General features: G+C 31.1%; 20 protein-coding genes. 9 read left to right on the top strand and 11 right to left on the bottom strand.

Features of this window, described 5'->3' with window-relative positions; translation table 11 throughout:
* Window positions 1-41 precede the first annotated feature (41 nt).
* Window positions 42-473, bottom strand: coding sequence for a hypothetical protein (locus tag ACIQ16_RS06105; protein WP_396149653.1), 432 nt, complete (start codon window positions 471-473; stop codon window positions 42-44).
* Complete coding sequence (locus ACIQ16_RS06100) at window positions 473-958, bottom strand: DUF4920 domain-containing protein (protein WP_396149651.1); 486 nt, start codon at window positions 956-958, stop codon at window positions 473-475. The genes ACIQ16_RS06105 and ACIQ16_RS06100 overlap by 1 nt, the downstream gene beginning before the upstream one ends.
* Window positions 959-1,107: 149 nt before the next feature.
* On the opposite strand from ACIQ16_RS06100, the gene ACIQ16_RS06095 reads away from it, so the two are divergent.
* The gene (locus ACIQ16_RS06095) at window positions 1,108-2,172 is read left to right on the top strand and encodes a branched-chain amino acid aminotransferase (RefSeq protein WP_396149649.1); all 1,065 of its coding nucleotides are present in this window, start codon (window positions 1,108-1,110) and stop codon (window positions 2,170-2,172) included.
* A 74-nt stretch (window positions 2,173-2,246) separates the two neighbouring features.
* Here the strand turns inward: ACIQ16_RS06095 and ACIQ16_RS06090 are convergent, their stop codons facing one another.
* Window positions 2,247-3,287, bottom strand: a complete 1,041-nt coding sequence (locus ACIQ16_RS06090; RefSeq protein WP_396149647.1) for an RluA family pseudouridine synthase — start codon at window positions 3,285-3,287, stop codon at window positions 2,247-2,249.
* Window positions 3,287-3,901, bottom strand: coding sequence for a PASTA domain-containing protein (locus ACIQ16_RS06085; RefSeq protein WP_396149645.1), 615 nt, complete (start codon window positions 3,899-3,901; stop codon window positions 3,287-3,289). The genes ACIQ16_RS06090 and ACIQ16_RS06085 overlap by 1 nt, the downstream gene beginning before the upstream one ends.
* Window positions 3,902-3,980: 79 nt before the next feature.
* Here ACIQ16_RS06085 and ACIQ16_RS06080 point away from each other — a divergent pair, with 79 nt between their 5' ends.
* Both ACIQ16_RS06080 and coaD read left to right on the top strand, forming a co-directional pair.
* The gene (locus ACIQ16_RS06080; protein WP_396149643.1) at window positions 3,981-4,967 is read left to right on the top strand and encodes a D-alanine--D-alanine ligase; all 987 of its coding nucleotides are present in this window, start codon (window positions 3,981-3,983) and stop codon (window positions 4,965-4,967) included.
* A gap of 45 nt (window positions 4,968-5,012) precedes the next feature.
* Complete coding sequence (gene coaD / locus ACIQ16_RS06075; protein ID WP_396149641.1) at window positions 5,013-5,471, top strand: pantetheine-phosphate adenylyltransferase; 459 nt, start codon at window positions 5,013-5,015, stop codon at window positions 5,469-5,471.
* A gap of 110 nt (window positions 5,472-5,581) precedes the next feature.
* On the opposite strand, the gene ACIQ16_RS06070 is transcribed toward coaD, so the two are convergent.
* A complete protein-coding gene (locus tag ACIQ16_RS06070; protein WP_396149639.1) occupies window positions 5,582-6,931 on the bottom strand; it encodes a DEAD/DEAH box helicase in 1,350 nt (449 codons plus the stop codon).
* 159 nt (window positions 6,932-7,090) lie between these two features.
* On the opposite strand from ACIQ16_RS06070, the gene ACIQ16_RS06065 reads away from it, so the two are divergent.
* Window positions 7,091-8,803: a M14 family zinc carboxypeptidase gene (locus tag ACIQ16_RS06065; protein ID WP_396149637.1), complete on the top strand. Its 1,713-nt coding sequence runs from the start codon at window positions 7,091-7,093 to the stop codon at window positions 8,801-8,803.
* A 9-nt stretch (window positions 8,804-8,812) separates the two neighbouring features.
* Here the strand turns inward: ACIQ16_RS06065 and ACIQ16_RS06060 are convergent, their stop codons facing one another.
* On the bottom strand, window positions 8,813-9,412 hold the full coding sequence (locus tag ACIQ16_RS06060; RefSeq protein WP_396149635.1) for an NUDIX hydrolase: 600 nt from the start codon (window positions 9,410-9,412) through the stop codon (window positions 8,813-8,815).
* Window positions 9,413-9,419: 7 nt separating this feature from the next.
* Between ACIQ16_RS06060 and pyrE the strand changes: the two genes are divergently transcribed.
* Window positions 9,420-10,061, top strand: a complete 642-nt coding sequence (gene pyrE / locus ACIQ16_RS06055; RefSeq protein WP_396149633.1) for an orotate phosphoribosyltransferase — start codon at window positions 9,420-9,422, stop codon at window positions 10,059-10,061.
* Between the two features lie 92 nt (window positions 10,062-10,153).
* Here pyrE and ACIQ16_RS06050 read toward each other — a convergent pair whose 3' ends face one another.
* From ACIQ16_RS06050 to ACIQ16_RS06040, 3 genes are read right to left on the bottom strand one after another with little or no spacing between them, the layout of a single operon-like run.
* The gene (locus ACIQ16_RS06050; protein WP_396149631.1) at window positions 10,154-10,981 is read right to left on the bottom strand and encodes a S1 RNA-binding domain-containing protein; all 828 of its coding nucleotides are present in this window, start codon (window positions 10,979-10,981) and stop codon (window positions 10,154-10,156) included.
* Window position 10,982: 1 nt separating this feature from the next.
* Window positions 10,983-13,220, bottom strand: a complete 2,238-nt coding sequence (locus tag ACIQ16_RS06045; RefSeq protein ID WP_396149629.1) for a cation:proton antiporter — start codon at window positions 13,218-13,220, stop codon at window positions 10,983-10,985.
* An 18-nt stretch (window positions 13,221-13,238) separates the two neighbouring features.
* Entirely contained in the window at window positions 13,239-13,547 is a 309-nt protein-coding gene (locus tag ACIQ16_RS06040) for a rhodanese-like domain-containing protein (protein WP_396149627.1), read from the bottom strand.
* A gap of 179 nt (window positions 13,548-13,726) precedes the next feature.
* Here ACIQ16_RS06040 and ACIQ16_RS06035 point away from each other — a divergent pair, with 179 nt between their 5' ends.
* From ACIQ16_RS06035 to ACIQ16_RS06025, 3 genes are read left to right on the top strand one after another with little or no spacing between them, the layout of a single operon-like run.
* Window positions 13,727-14,179: a MarR family winged helix-turn-helix transcriptional regulator gene (locus ACIQ16_RS06035; protein WP_396149625.1), complete on the top strand. Its 453-nt coding sequence runs from the start codon at window positions 13,727-13,729 to the stop codon at window positions 14,177-14,179.
* A 2-nt stretch (window positions 14,180-14,181) separates the two neighbouring features.
* Window positions 14,182-14,814, top strand: coding sequence for an NAD(P)H-dependent oxidoreductase (locus ACIQ16_RS06030; protein WP_396149623.1), 633 nt, complete (start codon window positions 14,182-14,184; stop codon window positions 14,812-14,814).
* 20 nt (window positions 14,815-14,834) lie between these two features.
* Window positions 14,835-15,404 (top strand): YceI family protein, encoded by a 570-nt coding sequence (locus ACIQ16_RS06025; RefSeq protein ID WP_396149621.1) that lies wholly within the window; start codon window positions 14,835-14,837, stop codon window positions 15,402-15,404.
* Window positions 15,405-15,474: 70 nt separating this feature from the next.
* On the opposite strand, the gene ACIQ16_RS06020 is transcribed toward ACIQ16_RS06025, so the two are convergent.
* Window positions 15,475-15,906 (bottom strand): DUF1573 domain-containing protein, encoded by a 432-nt coding sequence (locus ACIQ16_RS06020; protein ID WP_396149619.1) that lies wholly within the window; start codon window positions 15,904-15,906, stop codon window positions 15,475-15,477.
* 155 nt (window positions 15,907-16,061) lie between these two features.
* Between ACIQ16_RS06020 and ACIQ16_RS06015 the strand changes: the two genes are divergently transcribed.
* Window positions 16,062-18,719, top strand: coding sequence for a valine--tRNA ligase (locus ACIQ16_RS06015; protein WP_396149617.1), 2,658 nt, complete (start codon window positions 16,062-16,064; stop codon window positions 18,717-18,719).
* A 73-nt stretch (window positions 18,720-18,792) separates the two neighbouring features.
* Here the strand turns inward: ACIQ16_RS06015 and rho are convergent, their stop codons facing one another.
* A complete protein-coding gene (gene rho, locus ACIQ16_RS06010) occupies window positions 18,793-20,436 on the bottom strand; it encodes a transcription termination factor Rho (RefSeq protein WP_396149615.1) in 1,644 nt (547 codons plus the stop codon).
* Window positions 20,437-20,501: the final 65 nt, after the last annotated feature.

Here is a 20,501-nt window from a genome sequence, read left to right as displayed (position 1 = left end):
AAAACCAGAATTCATTTCTGGTTTTATATTTTGATTTGCATTTACTTTATGTATAATGTTTTTATTCTTGCTATAGGTCCACCACATTTCACTTCGTGGCAACTGACACAAGCGTCTACCATTGTATTAAAACTTTCTTTACTGTTTTTAGAATCGTAAATTTCAGATTGTGTTTTTAAGAAAAACCCAGATTTAGTATTAAAAAAATCGTCTCTATCTTTTCCTTTAGTCATTGTAGCTTCAGAAATATTCAAGAAATATTTAGGCATTTCTCCTAATGAATCTTTTTTAATTATTTTTTCACGAAGTTGTTTGTTATGCACATACATTTGCTCCATTAAAGCTGCCATTTCAGATGCTTCATACATTTCAAAATCGGCTTTTGGTTTTTCACAAGTTGAAATTTCTTCTTCCGTTTTATTTTGATTACAACTTATAAATAAAACAGATAAAAATAGCACGTAATATTTCATTACTTAGATATTAAAACGCCGTGAGCTAAAAATTTGTATTCCGTTTTTGGTGCTATAATTTTTGCGATTTCTTCTGGAGTTTTTCCTTCGTCTTCAGCATAATGCTTTAATTCTGCTACAGAAGTTTCTTCCACAAACGCTTTACCTTCAATAATAGTTTCTCTTTTTTGAGCATTCATAGGTACAAAAAAACCATAATCTTTAAACTTAACAAATGCTGTTTCTTCATTTCCTAAATCTAAAGTCATCCAACACCCTTTGTTTTGACAAATTTCATTAATTTTTGAAGCTACTTTAACTGCTAAAGTATCTCCTTTTTTTAACGTTTTATATTTTTCTAATAAAACCTCTTTTGATACGGCACTCTCTTCCGTTATTTTCTCACCAAAAGCTGCATATACAGGTTTAGATTCTGTTTTAGTTTCCTTTTTAGTACAGGAAATTGTTAGTATAAATAATGGTAAAATTAATAGTATTCGCTTCATAATTATAGATTTATTAGGTGAAATAAAAAACAAAATTAATCAATAATACGAAACTTTGTTAATAATTATTGAAAAAATGAATCTTCAACAATATTTTATTTAATAAATTTGTAAAAAATTCGGAAATCCGATATATATAAAAAAACATAATGAGTAGCATAACAAACGATATTAAAATCATAAAAAACCCTACTTCAAAAATTAATGAAGTAGATTTTGAAAACCTAACCTTCGGAAATACGTTTACAGATCATATGTTAATTTGTGATTTTAAAAATGGAGCTTGGGAACAACCAATAATTAAGGCGTACGAACCATTTACAATTGACCCTTCTGCCAAAGTGTTTCATTACGGACAAGCTATTTTTGAAGGAATGAAAGCCTATAAAGATGCTAATGACGATGTATGGATGTTTCGTCCAGATGAAAATCATACGCGATTTAATAAAAGTGCTGTTCGTATGGCAATGCCCGAAGTTCCTGAAGAAATTTTTATTGACGGATTAAAATCGTTATTGAATTTAGAAAGAGATTGGGTGAAGTTTGGAAATGGGAATTCATTATACATTAGACCGTTTATGATTGCTATTGGAAGCGGCGTAATTGCGCAACCATCTTCACAATATCGTTTTATGATTATTTTATCGCCAGCTAAATCATATTATTCTGGAGAAGTAAAGGTAATTATTGCAGAACATTATAGTCGTGCGGCAAATGGTGGAATTGGCGCTGCAAAAGCCGCTGGAAATTATTCAGCACAATTTTATCCAACAAAATTAGCAAATGATTTAGGATATCAACAAATTATTTGGACTGACGACGCCACACATACAAAATTAGAAGAAGCAGGAACGATGAATGTATTCTTTAGAATTGGAGATACGTTATTAACTGCTCCTACTTCGGAACGAATTTTAGATGGTGTTACCAGAAAGTCTGTTTTAGATATTGCTAAAAGAGATAATATAACCACAGAAGTTCGCCCTGTTTTAGTAGATGAATTAGTTGCTGCTGCAAAAAATGGTACGTTGAAAGAAATTTTCGGTGCGGGAACTGCTGCAGTTATTAATCCGATTGTAGGTTTCTCATATAAAGAAGAATATTTTGAATTACCTAAATTAGAAAATTCATTTGCATTAAGTTTAAAAGAAAAATTAAATAATATACAATACAAATTAGCAGACGACACGTTTGGTTGGACGGTTAAAGTATAATTTATTTTAATACTCATAAAAAAAAGCAATTAGAAATCTAATTGCTTTTTTTATAACTTATAATTTCGATTAAATTAATCTTCTTCTATTTGTACTGCTTTACTGTACACGCGCCATTTTTCAATACATGACGTAATTTCTTCAGGGATTTCACTTGTAAAACGTAAAAATTCACCAGTTGTAGGATGTTCAAAACCTAGTGTTCTAGCATGAAGTGCTTGTCTAGGTAATGTTTTAAAACAGTTATCTATAAATTGTTTGTACTTGGTAAACGTAGTTCCTTTTAAAATTTTATCACCTCCATAACGTTCATCATTAAAAAGGGTATGTCCGATATATTTCATGTGTACACGAATTTGGTGTGTTCTTCCTGTTTCTAATTGGCAAGAAACCACAGTCACATAACCTAAACGTTCAATAACTTTAAAATGTGTAATCGCAGGTTTTCCTTGCTCACCTTCTGGATAAACGTGCATTTGCATTCTATTTATCGGATGACGGTCTATGTTTCCTTCAATAGTTCCTTCGTCTTCTTCAATATTTCCCCAAACTATAGCATAATATTCACGTTCTGAAGTTTTTGCAGCAAATTGTTTGGTCAAATGCAACATAGCTTCTTCTGTTTTGGCAACGACTAAAAGTCCTGAAGTATCTTTGTCAATTCGATGAACCAACCCAGGTCTTTCACTGCTATTCATTGGTAAATTATCAAAATGATACGCCAATGCATTTACTAAAGTTCCTGAATAATTTCCGTGTCCAGGATGCACTACCATTCCTGCAGGTTTGTTTACAACAATAACTTGATCATCTTCGTAAACAATATCAATTGGAATATTTTCACCTTTTAATAAGTGTTCATACGGCGGATGTTCAAGCATCACTCTAATTACATCGTCCGGTTTTACTTTATAATTGGATTTTACAGCACAATCGTTTACGAAAATAGTTCCCGCATCAGCTGCTTTCTGAATTTTACTTCTTGTAGTATTTTCAATACTGTTTATCAAAAATTTATCTATACGTAAAGGTTGTTGCCCTTTCGCTATTTCAAACCGATGATGTTCATATAAATCTTCATCAGCCGTTTCATTCTCATCAATAAATTCTTGCATTATTCTATACTATCGTTAATTTGTTCATTATTTGGGATTGAATCTAAATCTTCATCTTTAAACATATCTTTCCCGTCTCCTAAGACAAAATCGATTTTAGAATTTTTCATTAATTTATCACCCGCTTTTACAGTTCTTCCATTATATGAAACTTCAAGAACAATATCTTTTGCTAAATCTGGAACATATTTTAATTCGCCTTCTACTAATCCTAATGCTCTTAAAGCATTTGTAGCCTGACGAAATGTTTTGTTTTTTAAATCTGGAAAAGTAACCATAGCATAACCGCCAGCATTTAGCTTTACGTAAATTTTACGACCATTTTTTACTTTTGAACCTGCAATTGGATCTTGTTCTACGATAGTATAAGGCGGGAATTCTGGTTTAAATTCAACTGTATCTAATAAAAAAACTTCTAAACCTTCCTCATCCAGTTTTTCTTCGGCAATTTCTAATTTCATTTTAGATAAATCTGGAACCTTTATTTCTTCGCCGTGATTGGTACTGAAATCTAAAAACTTCACAAACACTACTAAAAATAGGATAACAATCACTAATGCAAAAAATAAATTTTTGAAAAATGTGGAACTGGTTAAAAACTTTCTTAAACTCATTGAAATATATTTTCGCAAATATAAGAAAAGTAAAACATTTTATGATATTTTTGTATAAAACAGAAACAATTATTTTTTTATGAAGATAGCAGTTGTAATGGGCGGATATTCAGACGAATCTGTAATTTCTTTAAGAAGCGGACAACTTATTTTAAACCATTTAAATAAAGATATACACGAAGTTTACGAAGTTCATATTCTAAATGAAGGTTGGTATGTAAAAATGGGCGACCAAAAATTACCTATAAATAGAGCCGATTTTTCATTTGAACACAATGGAAATTCTGTAAAATTTGATGTGGCTGTAAACACCATTCACGGTACTCCAGGCGAAGACGGTCATTTACAATCCTATTGGGAGTTAATTGATTTGCCTTACACCGGTTGTGGGTTCTATCAAAGCGCATTAACGTTTAGTAAACGCGATACGTTATCCGTTTTAGGAAAATTTGATATTCCAAAAGCAAATTCGGTTTACGTTACTAAAGGGCAAGAAATTGATGGTGAAAGAATTGCTAAAATGTTAGGTTTTCCATTTTTTGTAAAACCCAATCAATCTGGTAGTAGTTTAGGGATTTCTATGGTAAAAGAACTGTCAGAATTAGACAAAGCATTAACATTTGCTTTTGCTGAAGACAACGATATTTTAATTGAATCACAACTAAAAGGAGTCGAAATTTCTGTTGGTGTGATGAAATTGAACGGAAATACAAGAGTTTTAGGGATAACAGAAATTGTTTCTGGAAATGATTTTTTCGATTATGAAGCCAAATATTTAGGAAAATCAGAAGAAATTACGCCTGCCCGATTGTCTCACGAAGTTTCAGAATTAGTAGAACAATCTGCTACCAAAATATATGAAGCTCTAGGAATGCAAGGTTTTTCTCGAATCGATTTTATTGTGATGAACGACATTCCACATTTTATCGAAATCAACACCAATCCAGGATTAAGTCCACAAAGTATATTTCCACAGCAAGCCGCTTACGCTAATTTAAATTTTTCAGATTTATTAGAAAACGAAATTAAATTAGCTTTGGAAAGAAAACCAATTTGGAAGAAATAAACCAATTAGTGTACTAACGGAATCAAATATTTAAAAATATTAATTATGAAAAAAGCAATATTCCCAGGTTCTTTTGACCCAATTACAAACGGACATTACGATATAATTAAGCGTGGTATTTCTTTATTTGATGAAGTAATTGTAGCCATTGGTATTAATGCTGATAAAAAGTATATGTTTACTTTAGAAGACAGAAAACTTTTTATAGAAGACACTTTTAAAGACGAACCAAAAGTAAAAGTGATTACCTATACAGGCTTAACTATCGATTTATGCAAAGAAGAAAAAGCCCAATTTATATTACGTGGGTTGCGTAATCCAGCTGATTTTGAATTCGAAAAAGCAATTGCACATACGAACAGACGATTGTCAAAAATTGAAACTGTGTTTTTATTAACCGCTGCAAAAACATCATATATATCGTCAAGTATTGTGCGTGATGTGATACGAAATGGTGGCGATGCTTCGGCTTTTGTTCCAGATTCAGTTATTGGTAAAATATAAGTTAGAATAAAAATATACTCATTTTTGTCATTTCGACGTAAGGAGAAATCACATAAAACTATTAAAAATATGGGATTTCTCCTTACGTCGAAATGACAAGATTAAATAATTTAATCCTGTAATGCGTTTTTAACAACGTCTCGAGCAACTTCAATTTTATATTTTTTGCCTTTCATTTTTTCATCCTTAATATTTTGAAGTAATGGCACCACTTTAGCATATTTTACTGCGGCAAACGATACGAAATCTTTAACTTCAATTAAACCTAAGTCGCCTTTTTCTAATTTTCCTTTTTGAGAAAAGAAACCTAAAATATCTACTTTATTTAATTTATTTTTCTTACCACCACTAATGTAAATCGTTTTAAATTCTGGTGGTTTCGGGATGACACTATAATTAGAAACATCAATTTTCTTCATATCATAATCAATGTAATCTACTTTTTTCTCACTTTCGTGAATAATAATGTATGCCGTTCCAGATGCCATCATACGTGCGGTACGACCATTTCTATGGGTAAACTCATCTACTTTTGAAGGCAAATGATAATGAATTACATTTTTCATTTCTGGAATGTCCAATCCACGAGCCCCTAAATCGGTTGTAATTAAATACGAAATACTGCCATTTCTAAACTGAATTAAAGCACGTTCACGTTCTTCTTGTTCTAATCCTCCGTGATAAAATACAGAGAAAATGCCTTTGTCATTTAAATAATCACTAATTCGTTCTACTGCTTCTCTATGATTACAGAAAATAATTGCATTCTGAGATTTCAAAGAACATATTAAATGAAATAAAGAATTAACCTTATCTTTTTCTTTAGAAATCACCAATTTAAAATCTAAATTAGTTTCTGTTTTTTTCTTATCAATATAATTTAAAACATTCGGATTTTCAATTCTGGTATATTTTGGAACTTCCACTCCATCTGTTGCCGAAACTAAAATTCGCTTTTCTAAATTTGTTAATTTCCCTATGATAAAACGCATTTCTTCGTGAAATCCTAATTGTAATGATTTGTCAAATTCATCTAAAACTAAGGTTTTTATGTATTTTGGATCAAAGGTTTCTCTTTCTAAATGGTCTGCTAATCTTCCAGGAGTACCAATTAAAACAGCTGGTGGATTGCTTAAATTTTTAATTTCTGTTTCAATAGAATGCCCGCCATAACAAATATTAACTTTAAAAGTAGTGGCCATTTTTTTCCAAACTTGTTCAATTTGTAATCCTAATTCGCGTGAAGGCACAATAATCATACATTGCACTTTATTATTGTCTTCTTCTAAAAGTTGAAAAATCGGCAATAAAAAAGCCAACGTTTTACCTGAACCCGTTGGTGAAAGTAGCACCACATCAGAATCAATTAATATTGATGTTTCTGCAGCTACCTGCATTTTATTTAAACTTTCGATACCTAAATTCAAAAGTATATTGTTGGAATGTAAATTTTTATTCATACTGCAAAGGTAGTTTTTAATTTGCCAATATTCAATTATACGTTTTCCGGAGTATTGAAATTGATTTTTTAAATTGTAATTGACATTGAAATTGATTTTTGAAATTGAAATTGATATTGACATTTAAAATTCTTACTTTTGAAATTCAAATATTCAATTATGCGCTATATTCTACTCTTTGTTTTTTCTTGTTTATCGGTAACTGCTCAAAATAATTTGTTAACTCCTTACGAAAAAGGAAATAAAAATCAATCTACTACGTATGAAGATTGTATTTCATTTTATCAATTGTTAGCAGCCAATTCAGATAAAATTGAAATGCGAACTATGGGACTAACAGATAGTGGAAAACCTTTACACATAATAATATTTTCTGAGAATAATAATTTTACTTTCAATCAAAACAAAGCCGTTTTATTAATCAATAACGGTATTCATCCTGGAGAACCTGACGGAATTGATGCTACTATGATGTTGATGCGAGATTTGTCAAATGCAAAAATAAAAGTACCAAAAAATACGATGGTTGTTGCTATTCCAGTGTATAATATTGATGGAATGTTAAATAGAAATTCGTTTTCTCGAGCCAATCAAAACGGACCTGAAGCCTACGGATTTAGAGGAAATGGTAGAAATTACGATTTAAATAGAGATTTTATAAAATCGGATACTCGAAATTCAAGAAGTTTTCAAGAATTATTTCATACAGTTAATCCTGATGTTTTTTTAGACAATCACGTTTCAAATGGCGCCGATTATCAATATACTTTTACTTGTATTGCTACACAACACGAACGTTTAGGTAAGAAATTAGGCAACTTTTTCAAAAATGAAATGTATCCAGAAATGGTAAACGACATGCAAAAAAAGAAAATTGACGTAATTCCGTATGTGAATATTCATGGAGCAAAACCTGATTTAGGATATGAACAATTTACCGATACGCCACGTTATGCCACAGGTTATACTACACTATTTAATACGTTAGGTTTTGTGCCTGAAACACATATGTTGAAACCCTACAAAGACCGTGTAAAAACAACGTATGAATTTATGGTGACAGCTATAAATTATACCGATACGAATTGGGAAAAAATCAAACAAGTAAGAAAAGCCAATTTGGAAGATATTAAATCAGGAAAACAATATCCATTAAGTTGGGTAATTGATTCTACAAAAGTATCTTATATGGATTTTAAAGGATATGAAGGTGGTTACAAACCAAGTGATATATCTGGAAAAGACAGATTGTTTTATGATAGAAATAAACCTTTTACAAAGAAAATACCTTTCTATGGAAATTACAAACCAACAAAATTTGTTTCTATTCCTAAGTATTACGTAGTACCACAAAGCCAATGGCAAATTATAGAATTACTGAAATTGAATAACATAGAAATGACACAAATTTCTCAAAATGAAATTTTTGAAGTAGAAATCTATAAAATCGACACTTATCAAACTGGAAAAAATGCGTACGAAGGGCATTACGGACATTACAATACTACCGTAACAAAAAATATAGAGAAAATGGAATTTAGAGCTGGTGATTATAAAATTTCAACGAATCAATTTGGTGTGAAGTATTTATTAGAAACCTTAGAACCAGAAGCCGTTGATTCTTATTTTAATTGGAATTTTTTCGATACGATTTTACAACAAAAAGAGGGCTATTCCAGTTACGTTTTTGAAGATGTCGCGAAACAAATTTTAGAGGAAAATCCAACATTAAAACAAGAATTCGAAACTAAAAAACAAACCGACAAAGCTTTCGCAGAAAATGGCAACGACCAATTATATTGGGTGTACAAACATTCAAAATACTTTGAAAAAGAGTTTATGCGTTATCCAGTTTATAGAGTTTTGGAATAATAAAAAAAATTAAACCACTTTCTCACTTTCAAACAACAATTTAATATTTTCATAGGAATTCCCTAAAGTAGCTTCAATATCTGAAGGTTTAATCCAAACTGCTTTTGAAATACCTTCTTTTTCTTGTGGACAAGTTGGTCCTGTGTAATTCGTTTCCATTTTAAACCAGTAGGTGATTTTTAATTTAAAAACTCCGTTACGTTTAAAAACATGATACGTTTTTTGTAATTTTTCTGTAATTTTTAATCCTGAAACACCGGTTTCTTCTTCTACTTCACGCATAGCGGCATTTTCCATCGTTTCGTCTTTTTCAACGCCTCCTTTTGGTAAATCCCATTTTCCATTTCTAAAAATAAACAAAACTTCGCCTTTGGCATTAAATACCAAACCACCACCCGCTTTAGCCACAGGGATTTTCGATTTCAAAGTCTTCATAATTAACTTTTCATCTGAGTGATATAAGTAGGCACTTTGTATTTTATTCAAAAATAATTCTGAGATTACTTTTGGAATATTTACTGTTTCTAACAGATAAATTTTGAAATTTGTTTCCTTTTCAATTTTATTTGTTAAAAAAAGTGGTTTCTCGTTTACAAAAACTTTATACATTTGCAATATGATATTTAATAACAACACAGCACAACAAACAGCCGAATTGCTTTTACAAATAAACGCAATTAAATTAGAAACAAAAAATCATTTTACTTGGGCTTCTGGCTGGAAAAGTCCAATTTATTGTGATAACCGCGTAATTCTTTCATTTCCAGCGGTTAGAAATTATATTAAAGATGAATTTGTAAAGCAAATTGAAGCCAAATTTGGTCGTCCAGATGTCATTGCAGGTGTAGCAACTGGTGCAATTGGTATCGGAATCTTAGTAGCAGAAGCTATGGGATTGCCTTTTGTATATGTTAGACCAGAAGCAAAAAAGCACGGAAGACAAAATCAGGTAGAAGGTTTTTTACAAAAAGGTCAGACCGTAATTGTAGTAGAAGATTTAATTTCAACGGGTGGAAGTAGTTTAATGGCAGTTGAAGCTTTACGCAATGAAGGCGCTAATGTAAAAGGAATGGCCGCTATTTTTACATACGGATTTCCTATTTCTGAAGAAAAAATTGCAGCAGCAAAATTAGACGTATATACTTTAAGTAATTACGAAAACTTAATTGAAAAAGCGGTTGAGAAAAAATATGTTTCAGAAGAAGAATTAGAAACGCTTAAATCTTGGAATAGCAATCCGAGCGAATGGGGAAAATAGTTTTAATTAACGATTTACGAATTTAGATTTTCGAATTATTATAATAAAAAAACGTCTCGAATTATCGAGACGTTTTTTTGTTTTATATAATATTAAACCAACTGAATACCTTCGTTATTGATATCAATCAATTTTTGTTTGTATAAACTTCCGATGGCTTTTTTAAATGTTTTTTTACTCATTTTTAAAACCGATTTAATTTCTTCTGGATGGCTGTTGTCATTCAATCGTAAAACGCCATCATTTTGTTTTAATGCTTCTAACACTTGCTGTGCGGAATCGTCTATGGCTTTAAATCCTTGTTTTTGAAAGGAAACATCTATTTTTCCATCAGGGCGAATGGCTTTAATGTAGCCTTTTGTTTTGTATCCTGGAGAAACGGTTTCAAAAACTTCATTTTGATACGCCAATCCTCTAAATTTTCCGTTAATAATTACGTTAATTCCAATTTCTGTAATATGGGAAACCATTAAATCGACTTCTTGTCCCACTTCAACATCTAAAGGTTCTTTATCTAAAAACTGATTGATTTTACTTGATGCCGCTAACCTACCCGTTTGTTTGTCTAAATACATCGTTACAATATAACGTTTGTCTTTTTCCATTGGGCGGGCTTGTTCTTTAAAAGGAGCAAACAAATCTTTCTCCATTCCCCAATTTAAAAAGGCACCAAATTTATTAATGTAACTTACTTTTAAAACGGCAAACGAATTTAAAGAAATAAACGGCTTTAAAGTCGTTGCAACTGGACGTTCTTCGTGATCTAAATATACAAAAACCGTTAAGTCATCGCCTATTGTAAAATCATTTGGAACATATTTATTTGGTAATAAAACATCGTCAGTTTCATTTACCAAAAACAAACCTACTTTTGTTTCTCTATCTATTTTTAATGTGTGATACACACCTATTTGTAACATATTATGGTTTTATTATTAAAAGCGATGGTGTATTGTTTAACCAAACACTTCTTGTATCTATTAGTTTTTTCCAACTATCAATACTCATGATTAATAAATCTTGTTCTTTCAAGAAATCTTTCTCTAATTTAGAAGAGTGAATCACTTTCACATTTTCGTGAGTAATTTTGTTATTTTCATTTACGATATCATACGTATCAAAAATTGAAATCTTAGCTTGTGAATTCTTTTTCAATAATTTTACGTAATCCAATAAAAATTGATCTTCATTATTAAATAAAATTACAGAAATATTTTCTGTTTTAGTCAAATCTTTATCTACAAAAATTCCTAATGGCACTTCTGTTTTATTAATAATGGCTTGAGTTTTATCATCAAAATAATTGACTTCAAACAATTTCTCTTTTCCAGTAAACGTATTTAATAAATTTTCTGGATTTATAATTTTAGATGTAATTCCTAATACTTTTCCTAAAAGTGTCCCTTCAAAAATTGAAGCACCAATATTAATAAGTAAAAAATTAAATTCCCCTTTATTACTTACTTCTACAATATCCGAATCGATGTCGCGTGAAGCTTTAAAAAGTGTTTCAATATTTCGATTTAACTTAGTGGCTTCTTTTAGTACAGGTTTAAAACTTTCGCGTTCATATTCTTCTATCTTATACGGATTTACCTCATTTGTGGAAGAAATATACATTGCCGTTATGGATTGCTTTTCTTTTTCTAAACTAATAAAGTTATTTGCAACTTTTAACAACGGTTTTCCATCTTCTGGATTTTCAAATGAAACCAACACTTTATATTCTAAATTATCTGATGTGTTAGGGATACTATTTTTTCTTGGTTTGAAAATTAAGTCAATTAAATTTAAAGCGGGACCTGTCATAAAAGTGGTTGCCAATGCCATAATCACCATCATAGCAAAAACTTCTTTGGTTAGTACACCTAAATCATATCCAATATTTAGCACCACAAGTTCCATTAAACCACGCGTATTCATTAATGCTCCAATGGTTAAACTGTCGCGCCAATTTTGACCTACAAATTTTGCAGCTAAAGCACTTCCAATAAACTTACCTACTACAGCAACAACAATAATTAACCCACAAACTTTCCATAATTCAGGACTGTTTAGCAATCCAATTTCTGTTCTTAAACCTGTAAATACAAAGAATAATGGCAATAATACTACCAAAGAAACATCTTCAATTTTTTCAATGAACATTTTTCTAAACTTCATATTATCTGGCATAATAACACCCGCAACAAAAGCACCAAATAATGCGTGAATTCCAATTATTTCAGTTAAATAAGAAGATATTAATAAAGTTAAAAAGAAAATGGCTACTACAGGTTTTGTTATTTTCTCAGCAGTATCGTACAAGTTTCCAATTCGTCGTAAAAATGGACGAACCAATTTTATCATAGCTACAACATAAATGAAAGATAGCACTATAATATATAACGAACTTGTTATAGAACCCGCTTTTACAATTGCAATAACTCCAGCTAATAAACACCAAGCGGTAATATCATCTGCTGCGGCACAAGTAATTACCATAGCGCCAATTCTTGTTTTTTGCAACCCACGTTCTTGTACAATTCGTGCTAAAACTGGGAATGCAGTTATACTCATTGCAATACCTAAAAACAATCCGAAAGATATAAATTCAATTCCTTTTGGTGCAAAATCGGTATAAATCGTATACGCTAATACCAATCCTAAAGTAAACGGAATAATGATACTTGCGTGACTAATAATTACAGCTTCTTTGGCTTTATTTCTTAATACTCTTAAATCCAATTCCATTCCTACAACGAACATAAAAAAAATCAAGCCAATTTGACTTAAGAATTTTAAATTATCTAATGATGTACTTGGAAATAATACATTTGAAAATTCAGGTAAATAACTGCCAAAAAATGAGGGTCCTAATACGATACCGGCTATAATTTCACCAATTACAGAGGGTTGTCCAATTTTTTTACAAATCAACCCGAAAAATCTGGCTACTAAAATTATCGTTACAATTTGTGCTAATAAAATAGCCAAAGGATGCGTAAGGTTATGATGCAAAGAATCCAAAAACTCCTGATAATATGAGTTTTCGTTTGAAGCCACTTTTAATACATCCGATTTTTCTAATAATTTTCCGTTTTTAATTGTCCAATAAATTAAAGCGGAAAATATGCCTACAACAAGTAGGTAAAAAAAACTATTTTTATAATTCTTCATTAAGCACCTTTGCTAAATTTAATTTTCAATAGGACCTTCCCATTGTGAAATTCCACCAACTAAATTATATACGTTTTCAAAACCTAATTGTTTCATAATACCACACGCTTGGGCACTTCTGCCTCCAGCTAAGCAATATACGAAATATGTTTTATCTTTATCTAATTCTTCCACTTGGTAAATAAAACCTTGACCTTTATATATATCAATATTTATCGCTTCAGGAATAATTCCATTAGCTACTTCTTCTTCTGTTCTTACATCTAAAATAACTGCGTTTTCAGTAGTTAAAAAACCTTCCCACCACTCTTTTTGCTCTAAATTCATATACGTATAATTTTCCTCAAATTTACAACAAGAATTTAGATATAAAAATTTATTTTTTAGCGCAAATCTATAATAATCATAATTTAGAATAAATTTTAAAATTTAACATTAATTTAATAACGTTTGTATATACAAATAAAAATATTTATTATACATTTGTACCTACAAATAAAGAAGCAATGAAAATTGAAGAAGAAATAAAAAGTACCGTAGAATTATCTTTAGCCAAAAAGGTAATTTTAAATTTATCTTTTTCAAGAAGCATTATTGCGGATCGTTTTTTAGAAATATTAAAACCATTTGATTTATCGAGCGAACAATATAATGTGTTGCGTATCTTGAGAGGTCAGAAAGGAAAACCAGCTAACATGTCGGTAATTCAAGAAAGAATGATTTCTAAAAATAGCAATACTACACGTTTGGTTGATAAATTAATTGTAAAAGAATTCGTTATCCGAAAAATTTGTCCGTCAAACAAAAGAAAAATGGAAATAACAATAACAGAAAAAGGACTTCATATATTAGAAAAATTAGACCCAATTGTTATTGAACATGAAAATAATTTAGCAAGCAATTTAACAAAAGAAGAGTTAACCCAATTAAATAATTTATTAGAAAAATACAGAAATTAATTATGAGCACATTTATTGAAAATCAGAATTGGCGTTACGCTACCAAAAAATTTAATAGCGAAAAAAAAATCTCTAATTCCGATTTAGAAATTTTAAAAGAGGCTATTCTATTATCTTCTTCTTCGTATGGTTTACAACCGTATAAAGTTTTAATTATCGAAAATGAAGAAATTAGAAAACAATTACAACCGGCTTCTTGGGGACAAAGTCAAATTACAGACGCCTCTCACCTATTGGTTTTTGCAAGTGAAACCAATGTGGATGCAGAATACATTACTCGATTTGCCGAAAACATGGCAAAAACGAGAAACATTCCATTTGATAGCGTAAAAGGATATGCTGATTTTATGATTGGAAATATTTCTACTTTAACTCCAGAAAAACAATTGATTTGGGCGCAAAAGCAAGCCTATTTAGCATTAGGCAACTTATTAAACGCTGCCGCTGAATTAAAAATTGATGTGACACCAATGGAAGGATTTCTACCAGAACAATATAACGAAATTTTAGGCCTTAAAGAAAAAGGATTACACGCGACGTTAGTAGCAACAATAGGTTATAGACATGATGAAGATGAGACCCAACATTATGCAAAAGTAAGAAAACCAATTACAGAATTATTTGAAACAATTTAATAACTAAATATTTAACAAACATGAGAAATTTAAAAACAATTGCAATTGCATTAGTAACATTGGTATCATTTACAGTTAATGCACAACAAACAAAAAAAATCGATGCAGCAAAAAGCGGAATCGTTTGGACAGGTAAAAAAGTAACAGGTTCGCACACAGGAACTATTGGTTTACAAAGTGGTGCTTTAGTATTTAAAGGAAAAGTATTACAAGGTGGAACATTTACTGTTGACATGACTTCAATTAACACTACCGATTTAAAACCAGGTCAAGGAAAAGAAAGTTTAGACAAACATTTAAAAGCTGAAGACTTTTTTGGTGTTGAAAAACATAAAACAGCTAACTTAGTTTTTAAAACAATTAGTGGAAAAGGAAATGGTTTATATACTGTAACTGCTGATTTAACTATCAAAGGAATTACAAAACCAATTACTTTTGATATTACAGTAAAAGGAAACACTGCAACTACTACATTAAAAGTAGACAGAACAAAATACGATATCAAATACAATTCTGGTTCGTTTTTCTCAGATTTAGGAGACAAAACAATTAGTGATGAATTTGAATTAAAAGTAAACTTAGTTTGGTAATTATCAAATTATAGAAACAAAAAAAAAGCCAGAATAAATATTCTGGCTTTTTTATTTTAACTATGTTTTATTATTTAGAAAGCGGTCCTGCGGATTTTTTTTCTAAAATACTTTTTTCTTCTTTTACTAAAACTGTTCCTTTTATTCGTAAGGCAACCATTCCGTTTTCTTTATTAACCGCATTAGTATCAACTGTAATTGTTTTACTAATAGGCCCTGGATTCATATTGTATTGTACTTCAATAACGCCTGTTTTACCTGGAGCAATTGGTTCTGTAGGTTTAGTAGGCACCGTACATCCACAACTACTTTTCGCATCTTTAATAATTAAAGGCATATCACCCGTATTGGTAAATTCAAAAGTTCTTTTTCCTGAATCAACCCCTTTATATACCTCGCCATAATTAATGGTTTCTTCTTTGAATTCAATTTTTGCACCACTTTGTGCATAAGCTGATAAACTGGTTACCATTAAACCTAAAATAAGTACTACCTTTTTCATTTTATATTAATTTGAGAATTGTAAAAATATGTTATTTAAACTAACTAACAAAAAGTAAATACATTTTTTTTATTCTGTTTTATATAATTACTTTTGCAGATAGATTTCAAAAAGTATACCAAAAGACGCAATTACTTACAATTAATACAATATAAATGATACCAGCCCAATTTGACGCCAAATCCGTAGAACAAAAATGGTACGACTATTGGATGAAACACAATTATTTTCATTCCACTCCAGACCATCGTACACCCTATACTATTGTAATTCCTCCACCAAACGTAACCGGAGTATTACATATGGGGCATATGTTGAATAACACTATTCAAGATGTGTTAATACGTCGTGCGCGATTAAAAGGTTTCAATGCGTGTTGGGTGCCTGGTACAGACCACGCCTCTATTGCTACCGAAGCAAAAGTAGTTGCGAAATTAAAATCGGAAGGCATCAATAAAGCAGATTTAACTCGTGAAGAATTCCTAAAACACGCATACGATTGGACTGACAAATACGGTGGAACCATCTTAGAACAATTAAAACAATTAGGATGTTCTTGTGATTGGGATCGAACTAAATTTACTATGGATCCAGATATGTCGGCTTCTGTAATCCGTTCATTTGTAGACTTATACAACAAAGGTCTTATTTATAGAGGGTACCGAATGGTAAATTGGGATCCGGAAGCAAAAACAACGTTGTCGGATGAAGAAGTAATTTTTGAAGAACGTCAAGGAAAATTATATTACATCAAATATCAAATTCTTGACGAAGAAAATACCCAAAACCTAACACCCAATACCCAATTTCTGGTAGTTGCTACTACTCGACCTGAAACTATTTTCGGTGATACTGCTATTTGTATCAATCCAAATGATGAAAGACATTTCAAATTAAAAGGAAAAAGAGCTATTGTGCCTATTTCTGGAAAAGTAATTCCAATTATTGAAGATGAATATGTCGATTTAGAATTCGGTACAGGATGTTTAAAAGTAACACCAGCTCACGATGTAAACGATAAAACTTTAGGTGACAAACACCACTTAGAAATCATTGATATATTTAATGAAGATGCCACTTTAAACTCGTTCGGATTGCATTATGAAGGGAAAGATAGATTTGTAGTTCGTACAGAAATTGAAGCAGAATTAACTTCAATTAATGCTTTAGATAAAGTAGAACAATACACTAACAACGTTGGAACTTCTGAAAGAACGAAATGTGTCATCGAACCTCGTTTATCTGATCAATGGTTCCTGAAAATGGAAGATTTGGTTAAGCCAGCCATTCATGCGGTTTTAGAATCTGACGAAATAAAATTATATCCTAATCGTTTCAATAATACGTATGCACATTGGTTAAATAATATTCGCGATTGGAATATTTCTCGTCAATTGTGGTGGGGACAACAAATTCCATCCTATTTCTATGGAGATGGAAAAGAGGATTTCGTTGTAGCAGAAACAAAAGAAGAAGCTTTAGCTTTAGCTCAACAAGCAACAAACAATAAACAATTAACTATAAACGATTTAAAGCAAGATGCTGATGCACTTGATACTTGGTTTTCTTCTTGGTTATGGCCAATGGCTGTTTTCGGTGGAATTATGGATCCAGAAAATGAAGATTTCAAATACTATTACCCAACTAACGATTTAGTTACAGGTCCAGATATTTTATTTTTCTGGGTGGCACGTATGATTATTGCAGGTTACGAATATGCCGATGCAAAACCTTTTAAAAATGTGTATTTAACAGGTTTAGTTCGTGATAGTCAAGGACGAAAAATGTCTAAATCATTAGGGAATTCTCCAGAACCACTTGGTTTAATTGAAAAATTTGGAGCTGATGGCGTTCGTGTAGGATTATTATTAAGTGCGTCTGCAGGAAATGATATTTTATTTGATGAAGAATTATGCAATCAAGGAAAAGCGTTTACCAATAAAATATGGAATGCATTTAAATTGATTAAAGGTTGGGAAGTTTCTGAAACCATTTCGCAACCAGAATCTTCAAAAGTAGCCATTGAATGGTACGAAGCAAAACTGCAACAAACCTTATTAGAAATTGAAGATAACTTTGAAAAATACAGATTATCTGAAGCTTTAATGGCGACTTATAAGCTAGTTTGGGACGATTTCTGTTCTTGGTTCTTAGAAATGATTAAGCCTGCTTATCAACAACCGATTGATAAAGCTACTTTTGACAAAGCCATTGAAATGTTAGAAAATAATTTGAAATTATTACATCCATTTATGCCATTTTTAACGGAGGAAATTTGGCAACATATTACAGAAAGAACACCAGAACAAGCGCTAATTGTTGCTGAATATCCGAAAATGACTTCTGTAAATTCAAAATTAATTGCTGATTTTGATTTTGCCACCGATGTTATTTCTGGAATAAGAACCATTAGAAAAGATAAAAATATTCCATTTAAAGATGTAATTGAATTAAGAGTAGTGAACAATGAAAAAGCGTCGAATTATTTCGATTCTATCATTATGAAATTAGGAAACATTACCGACTTAAAATATGTTACTGAAAAAGTAGATGGTGCGTTATCGTACCGAGTAAAATCTAACGAATATTTCATTCCAATTACTGGAAACATTGATGTAGAAGCAGAAATTGCAAAATTAACAGAAGAATTAAATTACACGAAAGGTTTCTTAAAATCGGTTCAAGGTAAATTATCTAACGAGAAATTTGTAGCGGGTGCGCCTGAACAAGTAATAGCTAACGAACGCAAAAAAGAAGCAGATGCTTTAGCAAAAATTACAACTATAGAGCAAAGTATCGCTGGATTGAAGTAAAGTATTTTTTATAAAAGTAAAAAGCCGATTATCATCTGAAAATCGGCTTTTTTATTTGTTTTGTTATCAATTTCTAATCATTCATAGAAATTAAAAACTCTTCGTTGTTTTTAGTACGTTTGATACGAGATTCGATAAATTCCATTGCTTCAACTGGATTCATATCCGATAAGTATTTACGTAAAATCCACATATGTTGTAATGTAGATTTGTCTAATAATAAATCATCACGACGCGTACTTGAAGAAACCAAATCGATAGCTGGGAAAATACGTTTGTTAGATATTTTTCTATCCAATTGTAATTCCATATTACCTGTTCCTTTAAATTCTTCAAAGATAACTTCGTCCATTTTAGAACCGGTTTCTGTTAATGCAGTTGCGATAATACTTAACGAACCACCGTTTTCAATATTACGAGCTGCTCCAAAGAAACGTTTAGGTTTTTGTAATGCATTCGCATCAACTCCTCCACTTAATACCTTTCCAGATGCAGGTTGACACGTATTATAGGCTCTTGCTAAACGTGTAATCGAATCTAATAAAATCACTACATCGTGTCCGCATTCTACCAAACGTTTTGCTTTTTCTAAAACAATGTTTGCTACTTTTACGTGACGGTCTGCAGGTTCATCAAACGTAGAAGCGATAACTTCGGCACGCACACTACGTTGCATATCGGTAACTTCTTCTGGGCGTTCATCAATTAATAAAACAATTAAATATACTTCAGGATGATTGGCCGCTATTGAGTTAGCAATATCCTTTAATAACATCGTTTTACCCGTTTTTGGTTGTGCCACAATCATCGCACGTTGTCCTTTACCAATTGGTGAGAACATATCGATAATACGTGTAGATATAGATGTGTTTTTTCCTGATAAATTGAATCTTTCTTCAGGGAAAAGTGGTGTTAAATGTTCAAATGAAACTCGGTCACGAATGACTTGAGGGTCGTGTCCGTTAATTTTTGATACGCGAACCAAAGGAAAAAATTTCTCTCCTTCTTTTGGTGGGCGAACCACACCTTTTACAGTATCTCCCGTTTTCAATCCAAATAAACGAACTTGTGATTGTGATAAATAAATATCATCTGGAGAGGCTAAATAATTATAATCCGAAGAACGTAAGAAACCATATCCGTCTGGCATCATTTCTAAAACCCCTTCACTTTCAATAATTCCATCGAATTCAAAATCCGATTCACGAAAGTTTTTGTTTCCGTTGTTTTTTGCAAACTTCGGATTGTTATTCTTTTTGAAATTGGGATTGGTATTGGTTTTTTCTTGCTCTGAAGTTTCAGATTTTATTTCTTCAGTAGTATTTTCTGAATTATTTTCAACGACTTCTTTAGGTTGTTGGCTGTACGATTCAGATTTTTTTTCTGCATCTAAATCAAAAGAAGCGGCTTCTTTCTCTCTATTTGTAGGCTTTACAACCACTTTTTTTATTCGTGCGCGTTGTGTTTTTGCTTCATTATCTGAAGTTTCGTTTGCATTTGTTTCCTCAACTGCTTCTTCAATAACTTTAGATACAGGAATTGATTTTTTAACTGGTTTAGAAACTTGAGTTGGTGCTTCAGATGAATTTTGTAAATCTAATATTTGAGTAATTAATTCGTCTTTTTTTAAAGTTTTGAATTTTTGAATATTAGCTACTTTGGCAATTTCTTGCAAATCAGAGAGTTTCATCCCTTTTAATGTAGATGTGTCAAACATAAATGTTGATTGATTTTTTTAATCTTAATATAATAAAAAAACTGTGATGAGATTTTTTTGCTTTT

This window comes from Flavobacterium sp., from assembly GCF_044360715.1.
In the GTDB taxonomy this organism is placed as follows: Bacteria; Bacteroidota; Bacteroidia; order Flavobacteriales; family Flavobacteriaceae; genus Flavobacterium.
The sequence above is the reverse complement of the archived record's forward strand: the minus strand, read 5'-3'. Positions and strand labels throughout refer to the sequence as shown.